Annotated in this window: 20 protein-coding genes and 1 tRNA gene; 12 read left to right on the top strand and 9 right to left on the bottom strand. The window is 69.3% G+C overall.

All coding sequences use genetic code 11. The annotated features are described in order from the left end of the window. The first annotated feature begins 244 nt into the window (after positions 1 to 244). On the top strand, positions 245 to 2245 hold the full coding sequence (locus AB0J87_RS44750) for a transposase (protein ID WP_363976955.1): 2001 nt from the start codon (positions 245 to 247) through the stop codon (positions 2243 to 2245). Positions 2246 to 2252: 7 nt separating this feature from the next. On the opposite strand, the gene AB0J87_RS44755 is transcribed toward AB0J87_RS44750, so the two are convergent. Then, a complete protein-coding gene (locus tag AB0J87_RS44755; protein ID WP_363976958.1) occupies positions 2253 to 2714 on the bottom strand; it encodes a RidA family protein in 462 nt (153 codons plus the stop codon). Next, positions 2711 to 2866 carry a DUF4177 domain-containing protein gene (locus tag AB0J87_RS44760; RefSeq protein ID WP_217708645.1) on the bottom strand — a complete coding sequence of 52 codons (156 nt, stop codon included), beginning with the start codon at positions 2864 to 2866 and terminating at the stop codon, positions 2711 to 2713. The genes AB0J87_RS44755 and AB0J87_RS44760 overlap by 4 nt, the downstream gene beginning before the upstream one ends. A 149-nt stretch (positions 2867 to 3015) precedes the next feature. Here AB0J87_RS44760 and AB0J87_RS44765 point away from each other — a divergent pair, with 149 nt between their 5' ends. Together AB0J87_RS44765 and AB0J87_RS44770 are read left to right on the top strand one after the other, a co-directional pair. Next, positions 3016 to 4017: an ArsA-related P-loop ATPase gene (locus AB0J87_RS44765; RefSeq protein ID WP_350732703.1), complete on the top strand. Its 1002-nt coding sequence runs from the start codon at positions 3016 to 3018 to the stop codon at positions 4015 to 4017. After that, positions 4014 to 5141, top strand: a complete 1128-nt coding sequence (locus AB0J87_RS44770; RefSeq protein ID WP_363976962.1) for an ArsA family ATPase — start codon at positions 4014 to 4016, stop codon at positions 5139 to 5141. The genes AB0J87_RS44765 and AB0J87_RS44770 overlap by 4 nt, the downstream gene beginning before the upstream one ends. Before the next feature lie 51 nt (positions 5142 to 5192). Here the strand turns inward: AB0J87_RS44770 and AB0J87_RS44775 are convergent, their stop codons facing one another. Next, the gene (locus AB0J87_RS44775) at positions 5193 to 5489 is read right to left on the bottom strand and encodes a WhiB family transcriptional regulator (RefSeq protein ID WP_090771382.1); all 297 of its coding nucleotides are present in this window, start codon (positions 5487 to 5489) and stop codon (positions 5193 to 5195) included. A gap of 243 nt (positions 5490 to 5732) precedes the next feature. Here AB0J87_RS44775 and AB0J87_RS44780 point away from each other — a divergent pair, with 243 nt between their 5' ends. After that, positions 5733 to 7979 (top strand): transglycosylase domain-containing protein, encoded by a 2247-nt coding sequence (locus AB0J87_RS44780; RefSeq protein ID WP_363976966.1) that lies wholly within the window; start codon positions 5733 to 5735, stop codon positions 7977 to 7979. Positions 7980 to 8237: 258 nt separating this feature from the next. Here AB0J87_RS44780 and AB0J87_RS44785 read toward each other — a convergent pair whose 3' ends face one another. Then, positions 8238 to 8693, bottom strand: coding sequence for a GatB/YqeY domain-containing protein (locus AB0J87_RS44785; protein ID WP_363976969.1), 456 nt, complete (start codon positions 8691 to 8693; stop codon positions 8238 to 8240). A 98-nt stretch (positions 8694 to 8791) separates the two neighbouring features. On the opposite strand from AB0J87_RS44785, the gene AB0J87_RS44790 reads away from it, so the two are divergent. The 5 genes from AB0J87_RS44790 to AB0J87_RS44810 all read left to right on the top strand — a co-directional run bounded on the left by AB0J87_RS44790 (position 8792) and on the right by AB0J87_RS44810 (position 12375). Beyond that, entirely contained in the window at positions 8792 to 9655 is an 864-nt protein-coding gene (locus AB0J87_RS44790) for a metallophosphoesterase (protein ID WP_350732739.1), read from the top strand. A 64-nt stretch (positions 9656 to 9719) separates the two neighbouring features. Further along, positions 9720 to 9793 (top strand) — tRNA-Pro (locus AB0J87_RS44795). A gap of 118 nt (positions 9794 to 9911) precedes the next feature. After that, positions 9912 to 10742, top strand: a complete 831-nt coding sequence (locus AB0J87_RS44800) for a phosphotransferase (RefSeq protein ID WP_363976972.1) — start codon at positions 9912 to 9914, stop codon at positions 10740 to 10742. A gap of 77 nt (positions 10743 to 10819) precedes the next feature. After that, complete coding sequence (locus AB0J87_RS44805; protein WP_363976975.1) at positions 10820 to 11581, top strand: GntR family transcriptional regulator; 762 nt, start codon at positions 10820 to 10822, stop codon at positions 11579 to 11581. Beyond that, on the top strand, positions 11578 to 12375 hold the full coding sequence (locus AB0J87_RS44810) for a hypothetical protein (protein WP_363976978.1): 798 nt from the start codon (positions 11578 to 11580) through the stop codon (positions 12373 to 12375). The genes AB0J87_RS44805 and AB0J87_RS44810 overlap by 4 nt, the downstream gene beginning before the upstream one ends. 129 nt (positions 12376 to 12504) lie before the next feature. Here AB0J87_RS44810 and AB0J87_RS44815 read toward each other — a convergent pair whose 3' ends face one another. From AB0J87_RS44815 to AB0J87_RS44830, 4 genes are all read right to left on the bottom strand, one after another. Beyond that, positions 12505 to 14604: a hypothetical protein gene (locus AB0J87_RS44815; protein ID WP_363976981.1), complete on the bottom strand. Its 2100-nt coding sequence runs from the start codon at positions 14602 to 14604 to the stop codon at positions 12505 to 12507. Further along, positions 14601 to 14966, bottom strand: coding sequence for a hypothetical protein (locus tag AB0J87_RS44820; protein WP_363976984.1), 366 nt, complete (start codon positions 14964 to 14966; stop codon positions 14601 to 14603). The genes AB0J87_RS44815 and AB0J87_RS44820 overlap by 4 nt, the downstream gene beginning before the upstream one ends. Before the next feature lie 139 nt (positions 14967 to 15105). Then, positions 15106 to 16242 (bottom strand): 5'-methylthioadenosine/S-adenosylhomocysteine nucleosidase, encoded by a 1137-nt coding sequence (locus AB0J87_RS44825; protein ID WP_363976987.1) that lies wholly within the window; start codon positions 16240 to 16242, stop codon positions 15106 to 15108. Beyond that, the gene (locus tag AB0J87_RS44830; RefSeq protein ID WP_363976989.1) at positions 16239 to 16997 is read right to left on the bottom strand and encodes an NUDIX hydrolase; all 759 of its coding nucleotides are present in this window, start codon (positions 16995 to 16997) and stop codon (positions 16239 to 16241) included. The genes AB0J87_RS44825 and AB0J87_RS44830 overlap by 4 nt, the downstream gene beginning before the upstream one ends. A 73-nt stretch (positions 16998 to 17070) precedes the next feature. Between AB0J87_RS44830 and AB0J87_RS44835 the strand changes: the two genes are divergently transcribed. Further along, positions 17071 to 17607 carry a leucine-rich repeat domain-containing protein gene (locus tag AB0J87_RS44835; protein WP_363976992.1) on the top strand — a complete coding sequence of 179 codons (537 nt, stop codon included), beginning with the start codon at positions 17071 to 17073 and terminating at the stop codon, positions 17605 to 17607. Here the strand turns inward: AB0J87_RS44835 and AB0J87_RS44840 are convergent. After that, the gene (locus tag AB0J87_RS44840; protein ID WP_363976995.1) at positions 17604 to 19859 is read right to left on the bottom strand and encodes a hypothetical protein; all 2256 of its coding nucleotides are present in this window, start codon (positions 19857 to 19859) and stop codon (positions 17604 to 17606) included. The two genes, AB0J87_RS44835 and AB0J87_RS44840, sit on opposite strands and share 4 nt — an antisense overlap. A 144-nt stretch (positions 19860 to 20003) precedes the next feature. Between AB0J87_RS44840 and AB0J87_RS44845 the strand changes: the two genes are divergently transcribed. Beyond that, positions 20004 to 20495, top strand: coding sequence for a cupin domain-containing protein (locus AB0J87_RS44845; protein ID WP_363976998.1), 492 nt, complete (start codon positions 20004 to 20006; stop codon positions 20493 to 20495). Next, complete coding sequence (locus tag AB0J87_RS44850; RefSeq protein WP_363977001.1) at positions 20495 to 21124, top strand: metalloregulator ArsR/SmtB family transcription factor; 630 nt, start codon at positions 20495 to 20497, stop codon at positions 21122 to 21124. The genes AB0J87_RS44845 and AB0J87_RS44850 overlap by 1 nt, the downstream gene beginning before the upstream one ends. Positions 21125 to 21220: the final 96 nt, after the last annotated feature.

Consider the following 21220-nt stretch of genomic DNA (forward strand, 5'->3'; position numbering starts at 1 on the left):
CGCCATGCAGGTCTGTAGTTCTGCCGCAATCCTTTGCCGCCCTCTTTGAGTCGGCGACGCAGGCGCATGGGGCGCGGTGCGTCGAGAGACGCGTTGGGTGTCCGGCAAATAAGCATCGCTCATACGTTCGACAGCGTACAAACTCTTGGTAGTATTGCGGTCACAAATTGTGGCGATGGGGTGGGTGAGGTGCAGGTCTCGCAATACACAGGTCGGTGCCGCCTCTCAGCCCAAGGAGCGGTGCATGGGTAAGCTCACCGCGACCGCGCCGTGCACCGCTCATACCGCGATGGTGGAGAAGACCGGCGAGGTCGTTGCTCAGCCGCTGCTGGTACGACGAGTGGCCTGGCTGACCTGCCTGGCGCGGGAGTTGGCCGCGCGTCTTGTCGCGGCCCGATGGAACGGGCCGGATCTGGATGCCCTGGCTTGCGGGGTTGGGCTGGACGGGCGGGCATTGCCGGCGAAGGGCTGGATGGCCGTGCGGAGGCTCGGCTGGGCGGTGGCTCCGGCTGTCGGCGTGTACGTCTGCGATCGGGTGCTGCGGTGCGCACAAGAGCAGGCCGCACGGGCGTTGCGGCTGGCGCTGCACCGGCGTCGCCTGGTGGCGGCGATCGTGACCACCTGGCCGCAGGATCCGCCGGAGCGTACCAGCGCCGAATGGGACGCGCTGCGCATGGCGTTGCCTGACGGGGTGAGCGCGGCGGAGGTGCGTAATCGGACCAGGCAGATCCGCGTCTACCACGGCGAGCACGGCGCACTGCCGGCCGATCTCACCGATCTGGAGGAGCCGCCGAAAGTCGCGGCGCAGATCGTGCTCGCCGCGGCCGATCGGCAACTGGTCACCCTGGAACGCGCCGGCAGCCGAGGCGCCCGTTTGCGGGTGCGGCTTCCCCTGGTCGCATCTCCCACTTCCGCCAAGGACTGGGCCTGGCACCTGCTGCCGATCTCTTTTCCACCGACCGTCCCGCCGCAAGGGACGTTGTGCACGCCCACTCTGCGGGTGGTCAAGGGTCGGGTGCGCGTCGATCTGCCGTTCCAGATCCCCGTCGATGTCGCACCCGCCACCGGTCATACGGTCGGCTGCGGGTTCGACTGGGGCGTCAACACGCTGCTGACCGGCACCGCCGCGCGGCTGGCGGACGGCCGGGTCCTGTCCGACGGACGGCCATTGACCTACGACGCAACCGGCATCTCCGCCAAGCTGCACCGGCTGCGGGCCGAACGTGCGCATCTGGCCACCAAACACCAGCACCAGCAGCGGCTCCTGGCCGGGATCACGCTCGCCGACCCCCGCCATGAGAAGCTGGCGGCGGCCTACCGTCGCGTCGAGGTCGAGCACGAGCGGGTGTGCGCACGCATCCGCAATCTGAACCGGGCGCTGGCCTGGTCGGCGGCACGCTGGGCGGTCGACCAGGCCAGAGCCGCCAAAGCTACGGTCATCTACCTGGAAGACCTGGCCACCCTGCAAGCGCGTGGGCGCAGAGGACGAGCGAACGCGAGGCTGTCGGGACAGGTGCGCGGGCAGATCGTTGCAGCGATCCGGCACCTGGCGGCCAAGCACACCATCGCCGTGGTCACCGTCCCAGCCCGCGGCACCTCCAAATACTGCCCCCGGTGCGGGAACGGCTCGTCGGTGCTCCGGCACTGCCCGGCCCCCGACCGGCTCACCGAGAAGGGCTGGACATGGGCGTACTGCCCGGCCTGCGGTCTTTCCTGTGATCGGGATTGGGGGGCGGCTGAGCGGATCGCCTCCCGTGGCCTGCTCGGCCAGCACGCCACCCGCACCCACCGCACCACCGGCGCCCGCACGATCCCCACGGCGGTGGAGGGCAACGTGGCCCGCGCCCGCCGGCCGCGCCGGCCCACTCGGGCGGCCCGGCGCGCCCGCCGCACCCAAACCGATCTGCACCCCCGACCGGCGGCACGCGACAGATCCAAGAACCGTCCCACCCCGAAACGGCCCAGACGCGCCCCGAACAACTCGGGGAACGATGCGATGGCCTCCAGCCGTGTGCCCGACCGGCGCACGGTGCCCGCCCCAACCCCCACAGGGAACGGACAGCGTCCGGCGGGCCGTGCACCTCAGCCGGAACGGCACCAGCCGTACCCGGCAGGGCATGTCAGGAATTCTCACCACCGGACCGGCTTCCACCACACCAAAGCCACCCCTGTGCTCGCACTTGCCGAACACGGGAGCGGCTCATGCTACGCCCGTCCGAGTTGCCTGATTCCTTCAGGGAGCTAAAGGGAATTCAAGACGCTACTTCGGCGATCAGCTCCACTTCCACAGGCGCGTCCAGCGGGAGGACGGCCACGCCCACGGCGCTGCGGGCATGCCTGCCCGGCTCACCCAGCACCTCGGCGAGCAGCTCGCTGGCGCCGTTGCCGACCTTGGGCTGCTCGGTGAAGGACGGATCGCTGGCCACGAACACCACGACCTTGACGATCCGCACGACCTTCTGCAGGTCACCGACCTCGGCCTTCAGGGCGGCAAGCGCGTTGAGCGCGCAGACGCGGGCCTGCTCCGCGCCCTCCTCGGTGGTCAGGTCGGCCCCGAGCTTGCCGGTCCGCAGCAGCTTGCCGTCCACGAACGGCACCTGGCCGGAGGTGTAGACGAGGTTGCCCGTGCGCACGGCCGGCACGTAGGCGCCCGCCGGCGCCGCCACCTCGGGCAGCGTCAGGCCGAGATCCGCGATCTTCTGCTCGGGGGTCACTGCTTCTCCCTCTTGAAGTAGGCGACGAGCTGCTCCGGCGAGGCACCCTGAACGATCTGGACCAGCTCCCAGCCGTCGGCGCCGAAGTTGTCCAGGATCATCTTGGTGTTGTGGATCAACACCGGGGCGGTGAGGTACTCCCATTTCTTCATGAAGGTCAGCTTCTCATAAGAAACCCGCCCGCCGGCCTGCCTTGTGCCTGCTCAAGACCGTGGTCGCCGTCAAGTTCCCGTCTGGGTGTGAGCAATCTCAAACGGTGGTCGTCGGCCTCCGGCAAGTGACCCTTCGGTAGCCTCGAATAGTGGACTCTCCGGACACGGATTGGGCCGGTGTGCGGCTGCACGTCGTCACCGGCAAGGGCGGCACCGGCAAGACGACCGTGGCCGCCGCTCTCGCGCTCGCGCTGGCCGCGGGCGGTCGCAAGGTGCTCCTCGTCGAGGTCGAGGGCAGGCAGGGCATCGCGCAGATCTTCGACCTGCCGCCGCTGCCCTACGAGGAGCGCAAGATCGCCGTGGCGCCCTCCGGCGGCGACGTGTACGCGCTGGCCGTCGATCCCGAGGAGGCCATGCTCGAGTACATGGAGATGTTCTACGGGATGCGCCGCGCGGGCCGGGCGCTGACCAAGATGGGCGTCGTCGACTTCGCCACCACCGTGGCCCCCGGCTTCCGCGACGTGCTCGTCACGGGCAAGACGACCGAGGCCGTGCGCAGGCGGGGCAAGAACGGCCGCAGGATCTACGACGCGGTCGTGCTCGACGCGCCGCCCACGGGCCGCATCACGCGCTTCCTGAACGTCACCCAGGAGGTGGCGGGCCTGGCCAAGGTCGGGCCGATCAAGAACCACTCCGACCTGGTCAACGGGGTCGTGAAATCTCCTGAGACGGCGGTGCACTTCGTGACGCTGCTGGAGGAGATGCCCGTGCAGGAGACGCTCGACGGCATCACCGAATTGCGTTCGGCCGGGCTCCCCGCAGGGGGAATTTTCGTCAATATGGTGCGCGAATCACTGATCCCACAGGCCGCTCTTGACACAGCTGTCAAGGGCCGCTTCGACCCCGGGGAGCTCGTGCTCGGGCTGAAGGCCGCCGGGGTGGCCGACGGGGCGGAGGCCTCGGCGATCGCCGAGGCGCTCGCGGAGGAGATCTCCGAGCACGCCCACCGCACCGAGCTGGAGCGCGCCGAGCGCGAGTCGCTGGGCGAGGCCGGGCTGAAGAGCTACGAGCTGCCGCTGCTGGCCGACGGCGTCGACCTGGCCGGCCTGTACGAGCTGGCAGAGAGCATGCGCACCCAAGGAGCAGCGTGAAGAAGCCCGCCGCACTCGACATCGATGCGATACTCGACGACCCCGGCACCAGGATCATCGTCTGCTGCGGAGCCGGCGGGGTGGGCAAGACCACGACCGCCGCGGCGCTCGGGCTGCGGGCCGCCGAACGCGGCAGGTGCGCCGTCGTGCTCACCGTGGACCCCGCGCGCCGGCTGGCCCAGTCGATGGGGCTGACCGAGCTCGACAACACCCCGCGCCTGGTCAGCTCGCCCGAGGGCGGCGGCCAGCTCTACGCGATGATGCTCGACATGAAGCGCACGTTCGACGAGATCATCGAGGCGCACGCCGATCCCGTGCGGGCCCGCCAGATCCTGTCGAACCCCTTCTACCAGTCCCTCTCCTCCAGCTTCGCCGGCACGCAGGAGTACATGGCCATGGAGAAGCTGGGCCAGCTGCGCCGGTCGGACGAGTGGGACCTGATCATCGTGGACACGCCGCCGTCGCGGTCCGCGCTCGACTTCCTCGACGCGCCCGAGCGGCTCGGGCGCTTCCTCGACGGACGGTTCATCCGGCTGCTGACGGCACCGGCCAAGGCCGGCGGACGCAGCGCCTTCCGGCTCCTCAACGCCGGGTTCGGGTTGATGGCCGGAGCGATGACCAAGCTGCTCGGCGCGCAGGTGATCAAGGATCTGCAGACGTTCGTGTCCGCGCTCGACGCCGTCTTCGGCGGCTTCAGGCAGCGGGCCGAGATGACGTACCAGCTGCTGCAGGCCCCCGGCACGGCCTTCCTCGTGGTGGCCGCGCCCGAGCGGGACGCCATGCGGGAGGCGTCCTACTTCGTCGAAAGGCTCGCCGAAGAGCGCATGCCACTGGCCGGCCTTGTGGTCAACCGTGTGCACATGTCACCCGCCTCGGTCCTCTCGGCCGCCCGTAGCGCCGCGGCCGCCGAAGACCTGGAGGCGCGGGGCGAGCATGAGCTGACCGCCGCCGTGCTGCGGCTGCACGCCGGGCGAATGCAGCTCACCGCTCGCGAGCATCGCGAGCAGGAGCATTTCGTCTCGGCCCACCCCACGGTGCCCGTGGTGCAGGTTCGCGCCATGTCCGAGGACGTCCACGATCTCACTGGTCTGCGGCAGATCGGGGACTTGCTGGCGAGCGCATGAAAGTACGGCCGGCGGACGGCGCCGGCCGTACTACGGCTCGCCGGGCTTGGATCAGCCCGCGATCAGCTCGTTGGTTCGTTCGTACTCTTCCTTGGCCGACTCGAGCAGGTCTCGCCACGAGTCCACGTCAGGCCGCCGTCGAAGCAGCGCACGCCGTTCGCGCTCGGTCATACCGCCCCACACCCCGAACTCGATGCGGTTGTCCAACGCATCGGCGAGGCATTCAGTACGAACCGGGCAACCCCGGCAGATGAGCTTGGCCCTGTTCTGCGCGGCGCCCTGCACGAACAGGGCATCCGGATCCGCACCCTTACAGGCGGCACGGGAGGTCCAATCCGTGATCCACATTGTTCGACCCCACTCCCCTTAGGTGGTCAGTCGTCATTTGGGGCCGACGGGCGCGGGCGCCGAGCCTCCGTATTCAGTTGCCGCAGAGGAGAACGTACGCAACTTCACGTTCGGGCCGACAGACCCCAGAGGACCAATTTCTCGCGGCCATCTTGACCGGGAATGACTAGTCACCCCCATCAGTCAAGGCGAAATGGTGTCGCGCTACCGATTCGGTCAGTCTTTCCACGTACTCTTGGTAGCGTGCAAGCGCAGCGCAAAGATCGCTCCAACCCCGTCCTCGCCATCCTGCGTCTGATCATCGCCGGATCGGTCGCCGGGGTGCTGGCCGCAGCCGTGGCCCTGCCTGCGGTCGGAGGGGCGGGGATCTCCACGAAGAGCGCTGTGGAAAGCCTCAACCTCAAGCCTGAAGAGCTCGACGAACCCCCTCTTCCCGAGCGCACCATCCTGAAGGACGCCAACGGCAAGCAGTTCGCGCAGTTCTACTTTGAAAACCGGCAGTCTGTCCGCCTTGACCAGGTCGCCCCGATCATGCAAACGGCGCTGATCGCGATCGAGGACTTCCGTTTCTACCAGCACGGGCCGATCGATGTTGAGGGAACGGCCAGAGCGCTAGTGAAGAATTTGTCGGGCGGCGGCGTGATGCAGGGCGGCTCGTCGATCACCCAGCAGTACGTCAAGCAGGTGCTGGTCAACGCGGCCGAGACTCCCGAGGAGCAGGCGGCGGCCATCGCCCCGACGCTCTCTCGCAAGCTGTCCGAGTTGCGTAACGCGATGGCGATCGAGAAGAAGTACTCGAAAGACCAGATTCTCGAGAAATATCTGAACATCGCCTACTTCGGCGCGGGCGCCCACGGCATCCAGGCCGCGGCCCGGCGCTTCTTCGACAAGCCCGCATCCGAGCTCAGCCTCGTCGAGAGCGCCACGCTGGCCGGCGCCGTCCAGAACCCCGCCCGCACCGACCCGAGCGTCGGCCCCGAGTCGCGGGCGCGGCTGCTGCAGCGGCGCAACATCGTGCTCGACCGGATGGCCGAGATCGGCAAGGTCTCGCGGCAGGAGGCCGACGAGGCCAAGGCGAAGAAGCTGGGCTGGAAGAACATCAAGGCGCCCGGCGGCTGCGAAGCCAGCAAATATCCGTACTTCTGCCTCTACGTCCAGTACGAGATCCTCAACAACGAGGACTTCGGCAAGAACCAGGACGAGCGCAAGAAGCTGCTCCAGCGGGGCGGTCTGACGATCAAGACCACGATCGACCCGAAGATGCAGGCCGCCGCCGACAAGGCGATCAAGAAGTACGTCTCCAAGAAGGACAAGCCCGTGGCCTCGCAGGCCATGGTCGTTCCCGGCACCGGCGAGATCAAGGCCATGGCCGCCTCGCGGAAGTTCGGCGGGAGCAAGAAGAAGAACGAGATGAGCTACAACATCGTGGCCGACGCGGCGCACGGTGGCGGTCGCGGGTTCCAGCAGGGCTCGACGGCCAAGGTCTACACGCTGGCCGCGGCGCTGGAGGAGGGCCTGAAGTACGGCGACGGCTTCCCGGCGCCGGCGGGCTACCAGGCCGGCGGCTACAGCACGTTCAAGAACTGCAAGGGCGACAACGTCGGCGACCCGTCCCACACCGTGCACAACTCCAGCGAGGGCGGCGGCGGCTTCAAGACGCTGCAGACCGGCACCTGGGGCTCGGTCAACACGTTCTTCCTCAAGCTCGAGGAGAAGGTCGGGCTCTGCAGCGTGGTCAAGATGGCCAAGAAGCTCGGGGTCAAGCGGGCCGACGGGCAGAAGCTGTCGGAGGTGGAGACGTTCACGCTGGGGGTCAACGAGGTCGACCCCGTGACGATCGCCAGCTCGTACGCCGTCTTCGCCTCGCGCGGGCAGTACTGCAAGCCGCTGGCGATCACGGAGATCAAGGACAGGAACGGCAAGGCGAAGCAGTACAAGCCGAAGTGCTCCCAGGTCCTGGAGGAGGAGGTCGCCGACGCGGTCAGCGGCATCCTGTCCGGCGTGTTCACCAAGGGCACGATGACGGAGGTGGGCGGCATCGGGCGCGACGCGGCCGGCAAGACCGGCACGACCGACAACTACGCGTCGGCCTGGTTCGCCGGTTACACCCCCAACATGTCGTCGGCCGTCAGCCTGGGCGACCCGCGCGGCACCAGGGGCAACGAGCTGATCGGGGTCACGATCGGGGGCCGCTACTACTCGTACGTGTATGGGGCCTCCATCTCCGGGCGGATCTGGAAGGACGCGATGCTGACCGCCCTGAAGGGGGTCGAGGCCGCGGAGTTCACGCCGGTGGACCAGTCGCGGTTCGGCGGGTGCACGGAGAACTGCGCGCCGAAGAAGCCCGAGAAGAAGGACAAGGACGAGGAAGGGCCGCCCACCGGGGACGGCGACCCGTTCGACATCTTCGACCCGCCGAACGGGGACCGTGGGGACGGGCCCGGCAACGGTCGCGGCGGCGACGGCCCGGGCAACGGCCGCGGCCGCTGACTCCACCACTTCGGGTCCCCGCCGTGTGACGGGCCTGAGGCTCGCTCCGGGCCCCGCCGCCTACCCGTGCGGCGGGGACCCGCCGCACGGCCCGCTGAGACCGCCTACAGGCCCTTCTGAGGGCCCAGCGGTCCGATGGCCCTCCAGGACCCCACGCAAGCCGCCAAGCCAAGCCCTGAGCCCTCTGGGGCGCCACGGGCCCCGGCGCCGAGCGGCGCGACGCCCGGCGGCGGGCGATGGAACACCCGGGAGGCTGCTCTACCCCGCCAGTCGGGCGCGGACGATGGCGGCCACGCGGCCACCCTCGGCCCGCCCGGCGATCTTCGGGTTGACCACCTTCATGACCTGCCCCATGGCCTGCGGCCCGGCGGCGCCCGTCTCCGCGATGGCGGCGTCGACGATGACGCCCAGCTCCTCGTCGCTGAGCTGCGCCGGCAGGTACTCCTCCAGCACCGCCTGCTCGTCCAGCTCGGCCTGCGCCTGCTCGGCCCGCCCCGCGTTACCGAACGCCTCGGCGGCCTCCTTGCGCTTCTTGGCCTCCTTGGTCAGCACCTTGATGACCTCGTCGTCGGTCAGCTGCCTGGCCTCCTTGCCGGAGACCTCCTCGACGTTCACCGCGGCCAGTGCCATCCGAATCGTCCGGAGACGCAGCTCGTCCCGGCTCTTAAGCGAGGCCGTCAGATCGGCCTTCAGCTTGTCCTTCAATGCGCTCATGCGCTCCATCTTGCCGTCTGCGCGGACTGTCCGGACGCCGCGCACCCGATGTCGGGCATCATGAGTAGGTGAGGAAAGCCGTCGCAGTGCCATTGTCCATGCTCGGTCTCGGCCTGGCCGGGCTGGGTTACGCCTCTGTGGTGGAGCGCAACTGGTTCCGCCTGCGCCGCTTCGACGTGCCGGTGCTGGAGCGCGGTCAGCGTCCCGTACGCATTCTCCATCTGTCGGACCTGCACCTGACGCCGCGCCGTACGATGCTGATCAACTGGGTCCGCTCCCTGGGCTCGCTGAAGCCGGACCTGGTGGTCAACACCGGCGACTCGATCGCGCACCTGGACGCCGTCCCCTCGCTCCTGCACGCCCTGGAGCCCCTGCTGTCCCGCCCGGGCCTGTTCGTCTACGGCTCCAACGACCTGTACGCCCCCAAGCCCAAAAACCCGGCCCGCTACCTCTGGCGCACCTCCAAGAACGACCGCCGCCAGCACGTGCCCTCCCTGCCCTGGGAGGAGCTGGGGGCCGGCATGGCGGCCGAGGGCTGGCTCGACATGAACAACACCACGGCCCGCATCAAGGTGGGCGACCTCGACGTGGCGGTGGCGGGCATCCACGACTCCCACATCAACCGCGACCGCTACGACCTCGTCGCCGGCCCGGCCCCCGCCGACGCCGACCTCCGGCTGGGCGTCATGCACTCCCCCGAGCCCCGCAACATGACGCGCTTCGCCGCGGACGGCTACCAGTTCCTGCTGGCCGGCCACACCCACGGCGGCCAGCTCTGCATCCCGTTCTACGGCGCCCTGGTGACCAACTGCGGCATCGACCGGGCCCGCGTGAAGGGTCTGAGCCGCCACGACAACGCCTGGCTCCACGTCTCGGCCGGCCTCGGCACCTCCCCTTACGCCCCCGCCCGCTTCGCCTGCTTCCCGGAGGCGTCACTGCTTACCCTTGTTCCTCGCCGTTGAGGCGGTCACAACTACCTCTGGAGTCCGCTAGACTTTTCCAAGCACGCGCAAGACCGGCGTGCACCGGGGTGTAGCGCAGCTTGGCAGCGCGCTTCGTTCGGGACGAAGAGGTCGTGGGTTCAAATCCCGCCACCCCGACCCAGGTAGAAGGCCGCTTCCGATTTTCGGAAGCGGCCTTTCTCGTTGGCCGGGTGCCTGGAGAGACATCCGGCCCTTTCTCTGGACGGCCTCGCCGCGACACGGATGTTGGTGAAACATGACCGAAAGCCCCATGTCCGCCGGCGAGCTGCTGGAGATCGCCGACGCCCTCCTCCCCGGCCACTCCCTCGGCTCCGCCCGGGTCACCGAGGGCAATCTCCATCACGTCGTGCTCCTCCCGGGAACCGCGGCCGTACGGGTGAGCAAGCGACCGTCGTCGGCGGAGGCGATGCCGCGCCGCATGGAGGTGTTGCGGGAGATCGCCGGCGCCGGGCTGCCCTTCGCGGTGCCGGAGCCGCTCACACCCGTGACCCGGTTCGGTGAGCGCGCGGCGGTCGCCGTTTCGTGGATCGACGGGGGGGAGCAGCCCGAGGGGCAGGGCGACCCGGATCAGATCGGAACGTTGCTGCGCGCCGTGCGGGAGGTGCCCGTCACGCCGCGGCTGAGGCAACTGCTCTACGCCCCCAGGGAGCAGGGCTGGGCCGAGGTTCTGGCGCAGCAGGTGGTGCCGCGCCTGCCGGACAGGTGGCGGGATGAGTGCCGCAGGCGCCTGGAGGCGGCATCGGCCCTGGAACCCGTACCGGATGCGCTGGTCCACGGCGACCTGGGCGGCGCCAACGTGCACTGGGGCCGGGACGGCAGGTTGGTCGGCGTTCTCGACTGGGACCAGGCCCATCTGTTCGACCCCGCCGTCGACGCGGCCCTGATGGCCTGGCACGGCTGGGACACGATCAGGCTAGCCGTGGACCCCGAGACCTACCGGCGCGCCCGCGCCTACGACGCCCCGTTCGGGGTCGGGCATCTCGTCGGGATCCTTGACGGCCGTCCGCTGGTGAACGTCGACGGGTACGTGCGCAGCATCGTCGCCTGGCTCGAGACGTCATCATAACGTTCTGTTATTTTGCGGTCACCATAGGGTCTCTTGGTACGGTGAGTACGTACAAGTCGTCCCCAAGGAGAACTCAAGTGCCGGCCGGATCCGACCCCCGCGCGTTGTACGAACGCGTCGCGGACACCCTGCGCACGTCGATAGAGCGAGGCGAACTGGCGCCAGGAGACACGGTGCCGCCAGAGCAGGAATTGGCAGAGAGACATGGTGTGTCGCGTCAGACGGTGCGACAGGCGTTGCAGCAGCTCACCAACGAGGGGCTGCTCAGCAGCGGGCGGGGCCGCGGCCGTACCGTGCGCTCGCAGGCGCGCCTGCGCTGGCACCTGTCCCACTTCGAGCACCGGGGAGGCCACAGTGCCGACGCGGACGCGTGGGCGACCGAGGTCCAGGACCAGGGCCGCGTCCCCCTGCAGGAGGTGAGCGTCGGCCTGGAGATCCCGCCGAAAGAGGTGGCCGAACGCCTCAGACTCGACGCCGAGAAGGACATCGTGGTGGTCCGGCGCAGGGTGCGGTACGTGGACGACGTTCCCTTCCAGGTGGCCGACAGCTACTTCCCGGAGGACCTGGCCAGGGGGACGGCGCTGATGCAGCCGAAGAGCGTGAGCGCCCCCGGTGGCCTGCTCGCGTCCATCGGTCACCCTCAGCAGCGGCTGGTGGACGAGATCCAGGTCCGGATGCCCACCAAGGACGAGTCCGCCCGGCTGGGGCTGCCTGCGGGCACGCCGGTGGCCGAGCACATGCGTACCGGCTACGACGCCGAAGGCAGGCCGGTGCGGGTGATGGTCACGGTCGCACCGGGAGACCGGCACACGCTCGTCTACGAACTCGATGCTTCATGACCGTGGCCGAGGCCGTGGACCTTTTCCACAGCGACCCCATGACGCAGCCGCTGACCTACCCGGGACACACCCCCGCCACCTCCGGCGTGCTGGTGGACGACACGTACCTGCAGCTGCGCTTAGAGGAGGCCGCCCCGGCGGACGACTGGCAGGCCGGAGACGAGACGCTGGGCGAGCTCCTGGCGCGCCTCGACCGCTCCCCGATGTCGGAGCGCCATCCGGTCGTCGCCGTGGGCTCCAATGCCTCGCCCGGTCAGATGCGCCGCAAGTTCGCCGGCCATGGGATCCCGCCGGTCATTCCCATGACACTCGCCGAGGTGGACGGCATCGCTCCGGGCTTCTCCGCGCACGTCAACCGGTGGGGTTACGTGCCGGCCGTGCCGGTGGAGGCCCAGGGCGAGACCTCGCGGCTCTTCGTGCTCTGGCTCGACGAACGCGAGCTCGCCGCGCTCGACCTCACCGAACCGAACTACTGGCGCCGCCGCCTGCCCGCCGAGCGCCATCCCGTGACGCTCGAATCCGGAGCTCTGCTCCCGCACTGCTTCGTCTACGTCGGCCGGCACGGGTGCCTGGTGGACGGGACCGGTGCGGCCAGACGGCTCACGGATCAGCGGGCGCTCATCCAGTGCCTTCTGGACGAGTCCCCTGAGCTGCGTCGTCTGTGCGGGAGCACGGCTGAGGAGTTCGTCGCGTCCGTACGGGACGAGGCGCTCCGTGACACGCTCTACCGGCTCTTCCCGGCAGAGCGACGCACGATGTCCCAGCCTGCCCTGGTGGACCTGCCGTCACGTTAGCCAGGAGGTGGTCTGTGCCCGAGCACTGTCGCCGCGACGGAGCCCGCCTTGGACATCGCCCCGGCCGCCACGGCGCTCAATGCCTACGCCGTGGCCGAACTTCGACGTACCCGTTCAGCGGTATGGGGCTCAGTCCTCCGGGGGGACCTCGTCGCGCATGCCGGGCAGGATCATCGGCAGCTGCTGCGTGCCGACGGCGCCAGGGAGTTTCTGGCTTTCTCGGAAGTCGCGCAGTCTGCGCCGGCGACGGTCGCGTTCGTGGGCGAGCCACTCCCTGCCCTCCGCGGACACCGCCTCCAGGATCCTGAGCGCTCCTGTCACGCCCGAGACGTCGAGCGCCAGGGCGTAGAGGTAGTTGATGTTCTCCTGCACGCGGTCGATCAGGCCTTCCTCGTAGTTGTCCACGAGGACCTCGATGGAGGAGGCATTGACAAGCGAGAGCTGGAAAGCCCGTCTGAAGACCAGGTTCGGCTGTTCGTACGGGCGGATCTTGTCTCGGACCAGCACGTGCCGGCGGCCGTGTTCGAAGCGCACGCTCGCCTCTACGACCCTTGCCGAGGCGATCATCTCGTACCTGAACGTGGTGCGCTCCTCGTTGTGCGTGGTGGCCGTGGCGAAGTCAAGTCTGACGGTGACCTGCCGCACGCCGCCCGCGGTAAGCAGGAAGAGCAGCACCTTGTAGGCCGAGTAGCGGGGTGGGCCGTATCGTACTCGAGCGCGCAGGCAGGGGTCGTCGGCCTCGGTCAGTGTGAGGTGCGCGATGACATCGCGGTTGCTCAGACCGTAGTCCTTCAGGGCCTGCGACTTGATCATCATCTTGTCGTAATCCAGCCACGCGGCCATCTCAATGTCGGTGGGCCGGTCGGCGAGCACGCCGGACCAGCGTTCGTACTCCTGCTGCTCGGCGATGAACCGCCGGTGCGACTCCTCGTTGTCACGCGGATGGCGGATGACCGCCGCAAGATAGTCGAACGTGTCGGACCAGGCCGTAGCCGCGGCCAGGCCCAGCAGAAGACCGACTCCGAGCATGCCGAGGAAGCTGGCGGTCGCCGTGCCGACGAGCGCGATCAGCCCGGCGAGCACCAGTGCTGCGTTGCCGGCCACGACGGCGGCCGGTGGGCCGCTGGGAGTCAGCTGGACGCCGGTGCGGAATTGTTGCGCGGCGTTACTGGCGTACCACCTGATGAGCCACCTGATCGGCCCCACCGACTGCTGGTCGCCGCCGTACAGGTGAAGCAGGTCGGCCTTCAGCGCCGCCCGTACCGGTGTGCTGGCCCACTGCCACTGCCGTGCCGCAACAGGATCGGACGGCCCTGACTTGTCGAACCAGTGGTCGACGCTGGCCGAGACCGCCTCGCCGAAGCCTGCGTGCCGCCACGTCGGCTGTGGACGCTGGTCCGTGGAGCGCTGCGGCAGGCCGATCTTGAAGGTGGCGATCAACCAGGCCCCGACCAGCACGAGCACGACGGCCAGGGCGATCGGGCTGTCCGCTGCCATGAGGCCGACCATCCAGAGAGCTCCCAGCCCGCCGAGCACGACGCCGGTGATGACCTTGAACCGCTTGCTGGGATCCAGGACGGGCCTGGGCCGCATGGTCTTCCTGGGCGGCTCGGGGACGGGTTCGAAGAACTTCCAGACACGGTGCCGGCGATTACCGCTGACGCGCATCTCCTTCACATGGTCTCTCTCCAGGGCCTCGATCCGGTCCTGGATCCACCCTCCCATGATCATTTCGAGGTGGCGGTGAATCTCGTCCTGCCGTTCCCTCGGCAGGGCCTGATACGCCTCGATCGCGGCAGCCATGCGCTTGTCGTCGAGCGCCTCGGAATCGTCCTCGGCGATACAGTGGGTGAGTTCCATCACCGCCTCGAACGCCTGCCGCCATGGGTCGCGCGGGAACCTCGCGGCCATCGCACCGGCCGCCGCCAGGTGGGCGAACTCGGTCTCCCCGAGATGGTCGAGCGTGCGATCGCTCAGCGTCGCCAGGACCCAGTAATAGGCCACTTCATTGGACTCGTGGCCGCACATCGCCGCTTCCTCGATCAGCTGCTCTGCCCTCCGGGGCATGTCTCCGTTGAGATACGCGAGCCCGACCTCGTATTTACGCTGTGGAGGATCACTGGAAGCCACGGTATATATGGTGACATTTCCATTTAAATAGCCTATTTGCGCATCAACATGCGCGTCGTCCATGGCGACGTTGGTGGCGCCGTGCCAGCCGCCGTTCATCGGTTCAGCCCCTGACCCGCCGCGAGGACGACGGCGGCGATCGACGCGACGTCGGCGACGTCGCCGAGCAGGCCCCGCACTTTCTTCAGCGCGAGCACCATTTTCCCGCGGCGTTCATCGCCACCGCTCTTGAGATAGGAGTCGACCTCGGCCAATTCGGCCTCCGCCGCTCTGTGGACCTCGGCCTCGAGCGCTCCCGACGCGACCGATCGGCGCATCGCCGCACGCAGCTCGGCCACCCGGGCCCGCAGATCATCCTCACGGGGTGGCGCGGATCCGACGGTGACGTTCCCCACGACCTTGCCGATCTGTGCGCCGACGCGAGCGTTGCCCTCGGCGACATTCTTATACCGCTCCGACATCGGCTACCTCCCAGCCTCGTTCATCGACTCTGTATGTCGATGAACCCATCAAACAAAAGGAGCTGTACGGGGCCTTGCACACTAGTTACGAGGAATCCCAGCCACTTGTTCATGGCGTCAGAGGCACTCGTCGGAGGCCTCAAAGCGCGGCGATGACGGACGACACGTGCGAGGCCAGATGAGACACGTCCGCCAGCAAACCGCGCAGTCTCTTGAGCGCGATCGTTGCTTTTCGCGGGCCGTGTCCGGTGCGCTCTGACAGAAATGCGGTGGCGATGGCGATCTCTTCCTCCGCCGCGGCGAAGGTGACCTCGTCCAACTCGTGGGTCTTCAATGCCCTTCTGAGCTTGTCGCGAAGCTCCATGAGCTGGGCCGCAGGATCGAGAACACCTCCTGACGCCTGCGGTATCAAGATGTCGCCGTAGATGTTCGCTGCCTGCACGCCCACGTGCGCATGGCCGCGGGCGATGATCCGCACGCTCTCGGCCCTCCCGTTCCCCGCCGCATCGGCAGATCGCCCGTGGTGCGGCTCCAGAGCCAATTCCTGCGCGAGGGCGATGGCGAACGCCGCCGCGTTGGCCACCGCCCTCACCTGCCAGTCGGCTCCGTCGCTGGTCACTTTGGTGCCGTCCGCCCGATCACTGATGCCCCGCACCACGACCGTCGGCAGCGACCTGTTGAGGTGGCCGGCCTGCGACACACCGGCGGCTTCCATCTCGATGGCGAGCGCGTCGTTGTACGTCTGGCGAACCCAGTGGGCGTGCGCGGAGATCCTGGAGTCCTGCACGACCTCGCCGGCCGCGATGGGCCCGAAGCGCACCTTCGGCACGGCTGCCCCTTCGGGCAGGCACCGGCTCCAGGATCCGCTCCTGTAGAGATGGCGGGCGATCTGATCCGGCTCGTGGGAGATCTCCCAGACGCGCGGGCGCGCTTTGAACCCGTCGTCCTCGCTGGTGCCACCGTGATAGGCGTACACGTGGGTCGCAACCACCACGTCGCCCAGGCCGATGTCGGGCCAGAGGGCCCCGGCCACGCCCACGAACAGTAGGGCGTACGGGGCAAACTCCGCGATCGCCCGCTCGGCGAGCACCGCGGCGGGATGGTTTCCCTTGCCGACCAGTCCCAAGGCCACCCGGCATCCGCCATCCGCGATCCTGCCGACCTCGAACCGCGTGCCAGCGGAATGGCGATGCGGCCGCGGATCGGCCACGTGCTTCAGGACGGCCTGATACTCCAGGTCCAGTGCGGTGAGGATCACGATGGGACGCTCGTTCATGCCTGCCCGCCTTCCTCGGCTGCGGTCTGAACCGCCGATCCGCTCTGCGGCATGACATGGACCGAACGGACCATGGGGGGATTCAGCATCTGGACCGGACCCGCTCTGAAGAGCCGGGCGGGGCGGCCGTTCGCCGTGCGCCGCATCGGGCCGTCCGCGACGATGAAGCCACGTGAGCCCTGCACCTTGCGGTAGAAGTTCCGGGGATCCAGCCGGACCCCCCACACTGCCTCGTACACCTGCTGGAGCTCCGAGATGGTGAACGTCTCGCCGCAGAACGCGGTGGCGAGCGCGGTGTACTCGAGCTTGGTGCGCGCGCGTTCGACGCCGTCGGCGATGATCCGCCTGTGGTCGAACGCCAGTTCCACGCCGGAGGACAAGGCGTCCTCCACCGGAGTCCAGCAGGCGCCGGCCGCGTCGGTCCCGGCGACGGGCTCCGGCAGGCGCGGCGCGATGGCCAGGTGGGCGACGGACACGACGCGACCTCTGGGATCGCGCCCCGGCTCGCCGTACACCCCCAGCGTCTCCAGATGCACGTCGACCAGCCCGGCCTCCTCGGACAGCTCCCGCCGCGCCGCCGCCTCGATGCCCTCGTGCTCGTCGCGGAGAAATCCTCCCGGCAGGGCGAGCGCGCCCCTGTAGGGCTCGATCCCGCGTTCGACGAGCAGTACATGCAGGCGTGCGTCACGGAGGGTCAAGATCACCAGATCGACCGCGAGCAGGACGGCCGGCGGTTCCCATTGGTCGGCGCGCATGAGGACACCATAGCTTTTTGTCAGATCGACAGGAAGCCTCGCAAACCTCCGGCTCGAACGGGTTCCGGAGTCCGTGAGGGAGCTGACCGGCATCACTCGGCTGCGCTTACCCTTCAATCAGATCGCGGAAGTCCCGGATTGGCTGGGAGAGCTGCGCTCCTTGCGCGAGCTCAACCTGACCGGAAACCGGCTCCGCGACCTTCCCGAACCACTCGCGAGCCTCGCCTCCCTGCGAGAGCTCAGTCTGGCCGGGAACGCCTTCGCATCCGTCCCGCCCTGCCTGCGGAGCTTCGGCTCGCTCAACGTGCTCGACCTGAGCGACAACCACATCACCCTGGTTCCTGAATGGCTCGGCGAGTATCCGTCCCTCACGCTGCTCGACCTCCACGGGAACCTCCTGGAAAGCCTCCCGGCCTCCCTCGGCGGCCTGGCGACGCTGACGCGCCTGGACGTCGCGGACAACGAGCTGGGGGAACTGCCGGAAAGCCTGGCGGGCCTGACTTCGCTGGAGGAGTTGGACGCCTCCGGCAACAACCTGGACGAGGTCCCGGAATGGGCGCTGCACCTGGTCGGGGACGACTGGGACAAGGACGACGAAGAGGAGGACTAGGGAGCGTCGACTCGCCAGGCGAGCACGCGGCCGTAGTGGGACTGGCCGTACACGTGCAGGCTCCCCCGGATGGTCGTCGCCGCGACGGAGCGGACCGGGCGGGCGAACGCGCCCAGGATCGCGAGGCGGCGCTGGGAGGCGGCGTCCCAGAGGGTCACCGTGCCGTCCTCGGTCCCGGTCACCAGCAGGAGCCGGTCCCCATGCTCGGCGAGGCTCAGGCAGGTGACGGTCGAGGTGTGCGATATCCACTCGCGGCGTTCCCAGGCGGTGGTGTCCCACAGGTGCACGTACCTGCCGCTGGCGACGGCGAGCACGTCGCGGTCGGCGATCCGGCCCATGGCCAGCCCCTCGCCGGTGTCGTCCACGTCGAGCACCTGGAGATGGCGGCCGGTCAGCGGATCCCAGAGATCCACCTCGTTGTCGCGCCGGGTGGCCAGCACCGGCTGGTCCCCGGCCCTGCCGAAGGCGCTCTCGCTCAGCGCGAACCCCCACCTGGGCAGCCTGGCCACGCACTCCTGCGTGACCGGGTCCCACACCTCGGCCCCGGCTGCGAGCAGCACGCGGCCGTCGACCTCGCCGAAGGCGAGAGCGGTGGGTGAGGCGTGGCCGCCGGTGCCGAAGGTGACCCGGCCGCCCGTGGCGTCGTCCTTCCGCGCGATCCCGCGGATCTTGCTCAGCGGCTGCCACAGCATGGTGCCGTACGCGGCGCAGCCGCTGCTCGCGAGGTACGGCCGACCGGCCGCGTTCCCGGCCGCGAGCCCTCGGCAGCAGTGGTCGTACGGCGAGAGGTCGCAGTCGTGGCCGCGGCCGCTCTGGCGGCAGCCCACCGAGCCGATCTTCTCTCCGCTCACCGCGTCCACGACGAGCACGGTGTCACTGTGCGTGCCGACGGCCAGGGCGGGCGCGCCCTGCGCCGTGGTGAACAGCGCCAGCCCCGACCCGCCGTAGCCGATCCGCCGGTGCCGGTGCGGCGTCTGCGCGTCCCAGAGCTGCACCGTTCCGTCGAGCCCGGCCGTGGCCAGGCAGAGGCCGCCCTCCAGGCTCCCGAACGCGGCGGCCGTGATCAGGCGGGTGTCGGCGTCCAGATGGACGTCCGTCCCGTCGCCCAGGTACGTGATCACTGCCTTCGCGGGCCGTTCCCACGCCCGGCCGGTGTCGGTGTGGTTCGCCACGAGCATCACGTTCTGCCTGGCGTGGGTCGTCATGGCCACCGGACCCTGGTCGCGGTCGAACCCCCGGCCGCGGGCCCGATCGCCGAGGTTCTCCAGTTTCAGGTAGACCGACTCGCGGCTCTGCACCGTGTAGTCCGGCGGGTGTTCGATCCGGACCACCACGCCGATCTCGGGCCGCCCGTTCCACATGCCCACGAGCAGGGGCGGAGCGAACCCGTCGTTCTCCAGGTCCGGCCAGACATCGTTCAGTCCGGCGGTGCCCAACCGCTCGCCGGTGGCCGGGTCCCACACGTACAGCGTGTCGTAGCCCAGGGAGGCCAGCACCGTACGCTCGCCCAGCTTCGCCACCGCGAGGTCGAGCACCGTTTCGTCCCACTCCGCACGCAGCTCGCGTACGAGCTCGCCGGTGACGGGGTCCAGCAGGTCGACGCGCCCGTCGTGGTCGGCGGCCAGGATCTCGTCATCGTCGTACCCGATCGCCACGGCGAGCAGCACCCGCCCGCTCTCGGCGGCGACGAAGGCCAGGGCCGACGGGTGGCCCGCGGTCGTCTCTCGGGCGAACCCGCGCGCTCCGGTGAGCGGGTCCCACGTACGGATGGTGCCGTCGTGATCGCCACCGGCCAGCACCGGGCGGCCGTTCACCACGCCGAACGCCAAGGCGCGGACGCTCGCCGTAAGGCCCTCCAGGTCCGGCCCCGACTGGTCGAACGCGTCGCGCAGCCGCACCACGTGGTCGTCGCCGCCGCTGGCCACGAACGTACGGCCCCCGAACTCGCCCACCGCCACCGCCCGGACCGGGCCGTCGTGCCGGGCCGGGCACACGTGGAAGGCCGTGGGCCGCTCGCCGGTCTCCCACGCCAGGGCCCACGTCCCCGGCCCTGCCGCGGCCAATGCCGCCAGGGCCTCCGGCTCCTCGGCCGCGGCGGTCGCGCGCAGGAACTCGAGCCGTTCGGGGCCGGGGAGAGCGAGGAGGCGCGGGAGCGCCCGGCGGCAGGCGCGGAGGACGGCCGGTGGCCATGGCCCGCGGAGCGCGCCGCGCAGGAGCTCCGCCTCGTGCAGTGCGGTGAGATCGAGCGGCATCGGGCGCTGTTCCTCTCCTCGCGCTCGGTCAGAAACTAGTGATCGTGATCACTGAGGCGCGGCGCGCTTCGCCAAATCGTGATCTGGCCGGCCGGGAGTGAAGGGGATATTCTAAAATTCCTTAGAACATGAGAAGGAGTGGACATGTCTTACCCCGAGCCCCGATACCTGGCAGAGTCCGGCGAGCACAGTGGTGTCCTGCGCACGGCGGACACCCCGCCCGACCTGTCGATGGCCAGCGGCACGCAGGTGCACTACCTCGGCACGGGCGGCTCGACGAACGGCGCGTTCGGCCTGTACCGGTGGGAGATGGGCCCGCGCCCGTCCGGTCCCGGCGCGCACTTCCACCGCACGATGACCGAGTCGTTCTACGTGTTGTCCGGCACCATCAGGCTCTTCAACGGCGAGAAGTGGGCCGAGGGTAAGACCGGCGACTTCCTGTACGTGCCCGAGGGCGGCGTGCACGCCTTCCGCAACGAATCGGGCGAGCCGGCCTCCATGTTGATCCTCTTCACCCCGGGCGCGCCCCGCGAGGCGTACTTCGAGGAGCTCGCCGACATCTCCAACACCGGCCGCGAGCTCGGCCCCGAGGAGTGGACCGAGCTGTACCTGCGTCACGACCAGTACATGGTCTGATGTCCGAGTCCCCGGAGGAGCCGATCTACCAGCAGCTGGCCCGCATCGGCAAGGCCCTGGCCAGCCCGGTGCGGCTGCGCCTGCTGGACGTGCTCGGCCAGCGCGAGCACACGGTCGAGGAGCTGGCCCAGGCGGCGGGGGTGGCGCTCAAGAACACCTCCGCCCAGCTCCAGCAGCTGCGGGCCGTCCATCTGGTGACCAGCAGGAAGGACGGCCAGCGGGTCTACTACCGGCTGGCGGACGAGCGGGTGTCGCGGTTCCTGGCGGAGTTGCGGGGGTTCGCGGAGGGGCGGCTGGCCGAGCTGCGCGACGCCGTACGGACCCGGCTCGGGCCCCTTGAGGGGGTGACCGCCGACGAGCTGGCCTCCCGCCTGGCCGACCCCGGCACGCTGGTCGTGGACGTGCGCCCGGCCGCCGACTACGCGGCCGGGCACGTGCCGGGGGCGATCTCCCTGCCCATGGCCGAGCTGCGCGAACGCCTGGACGAGCTGCCCAGGGAGAGGGAGATCGTGGCGTACTGCGGCGGGCCGTACTGCGCGGTGTCCTCGGAGGCCGTACGCGTCCTGAGCGAGCACGGCTACGCGGCCCGCGCCCTCGACGGCGGCTACCCCAGCTGGCAATGGCGGTGAGGCGTGGTGAGCGTGTGGTGAGTACGCGGTGAGGCGGTGCCGCCAGGGTTGAGCCATCGCCGGATCCGCACCGAGGACCGGCCGCTGGCAAGGAGC

The organism is Nonomuraea sp. NPDC049625, assembly GCF_040675285.1.
Taxonomy (GTDB): Bacteria; Actinomycetota; Actinomycetes; order Streptosporangiales; family Streptosporangiaceae; genus Nonomuraea; species Nonomuraea angiospora_A.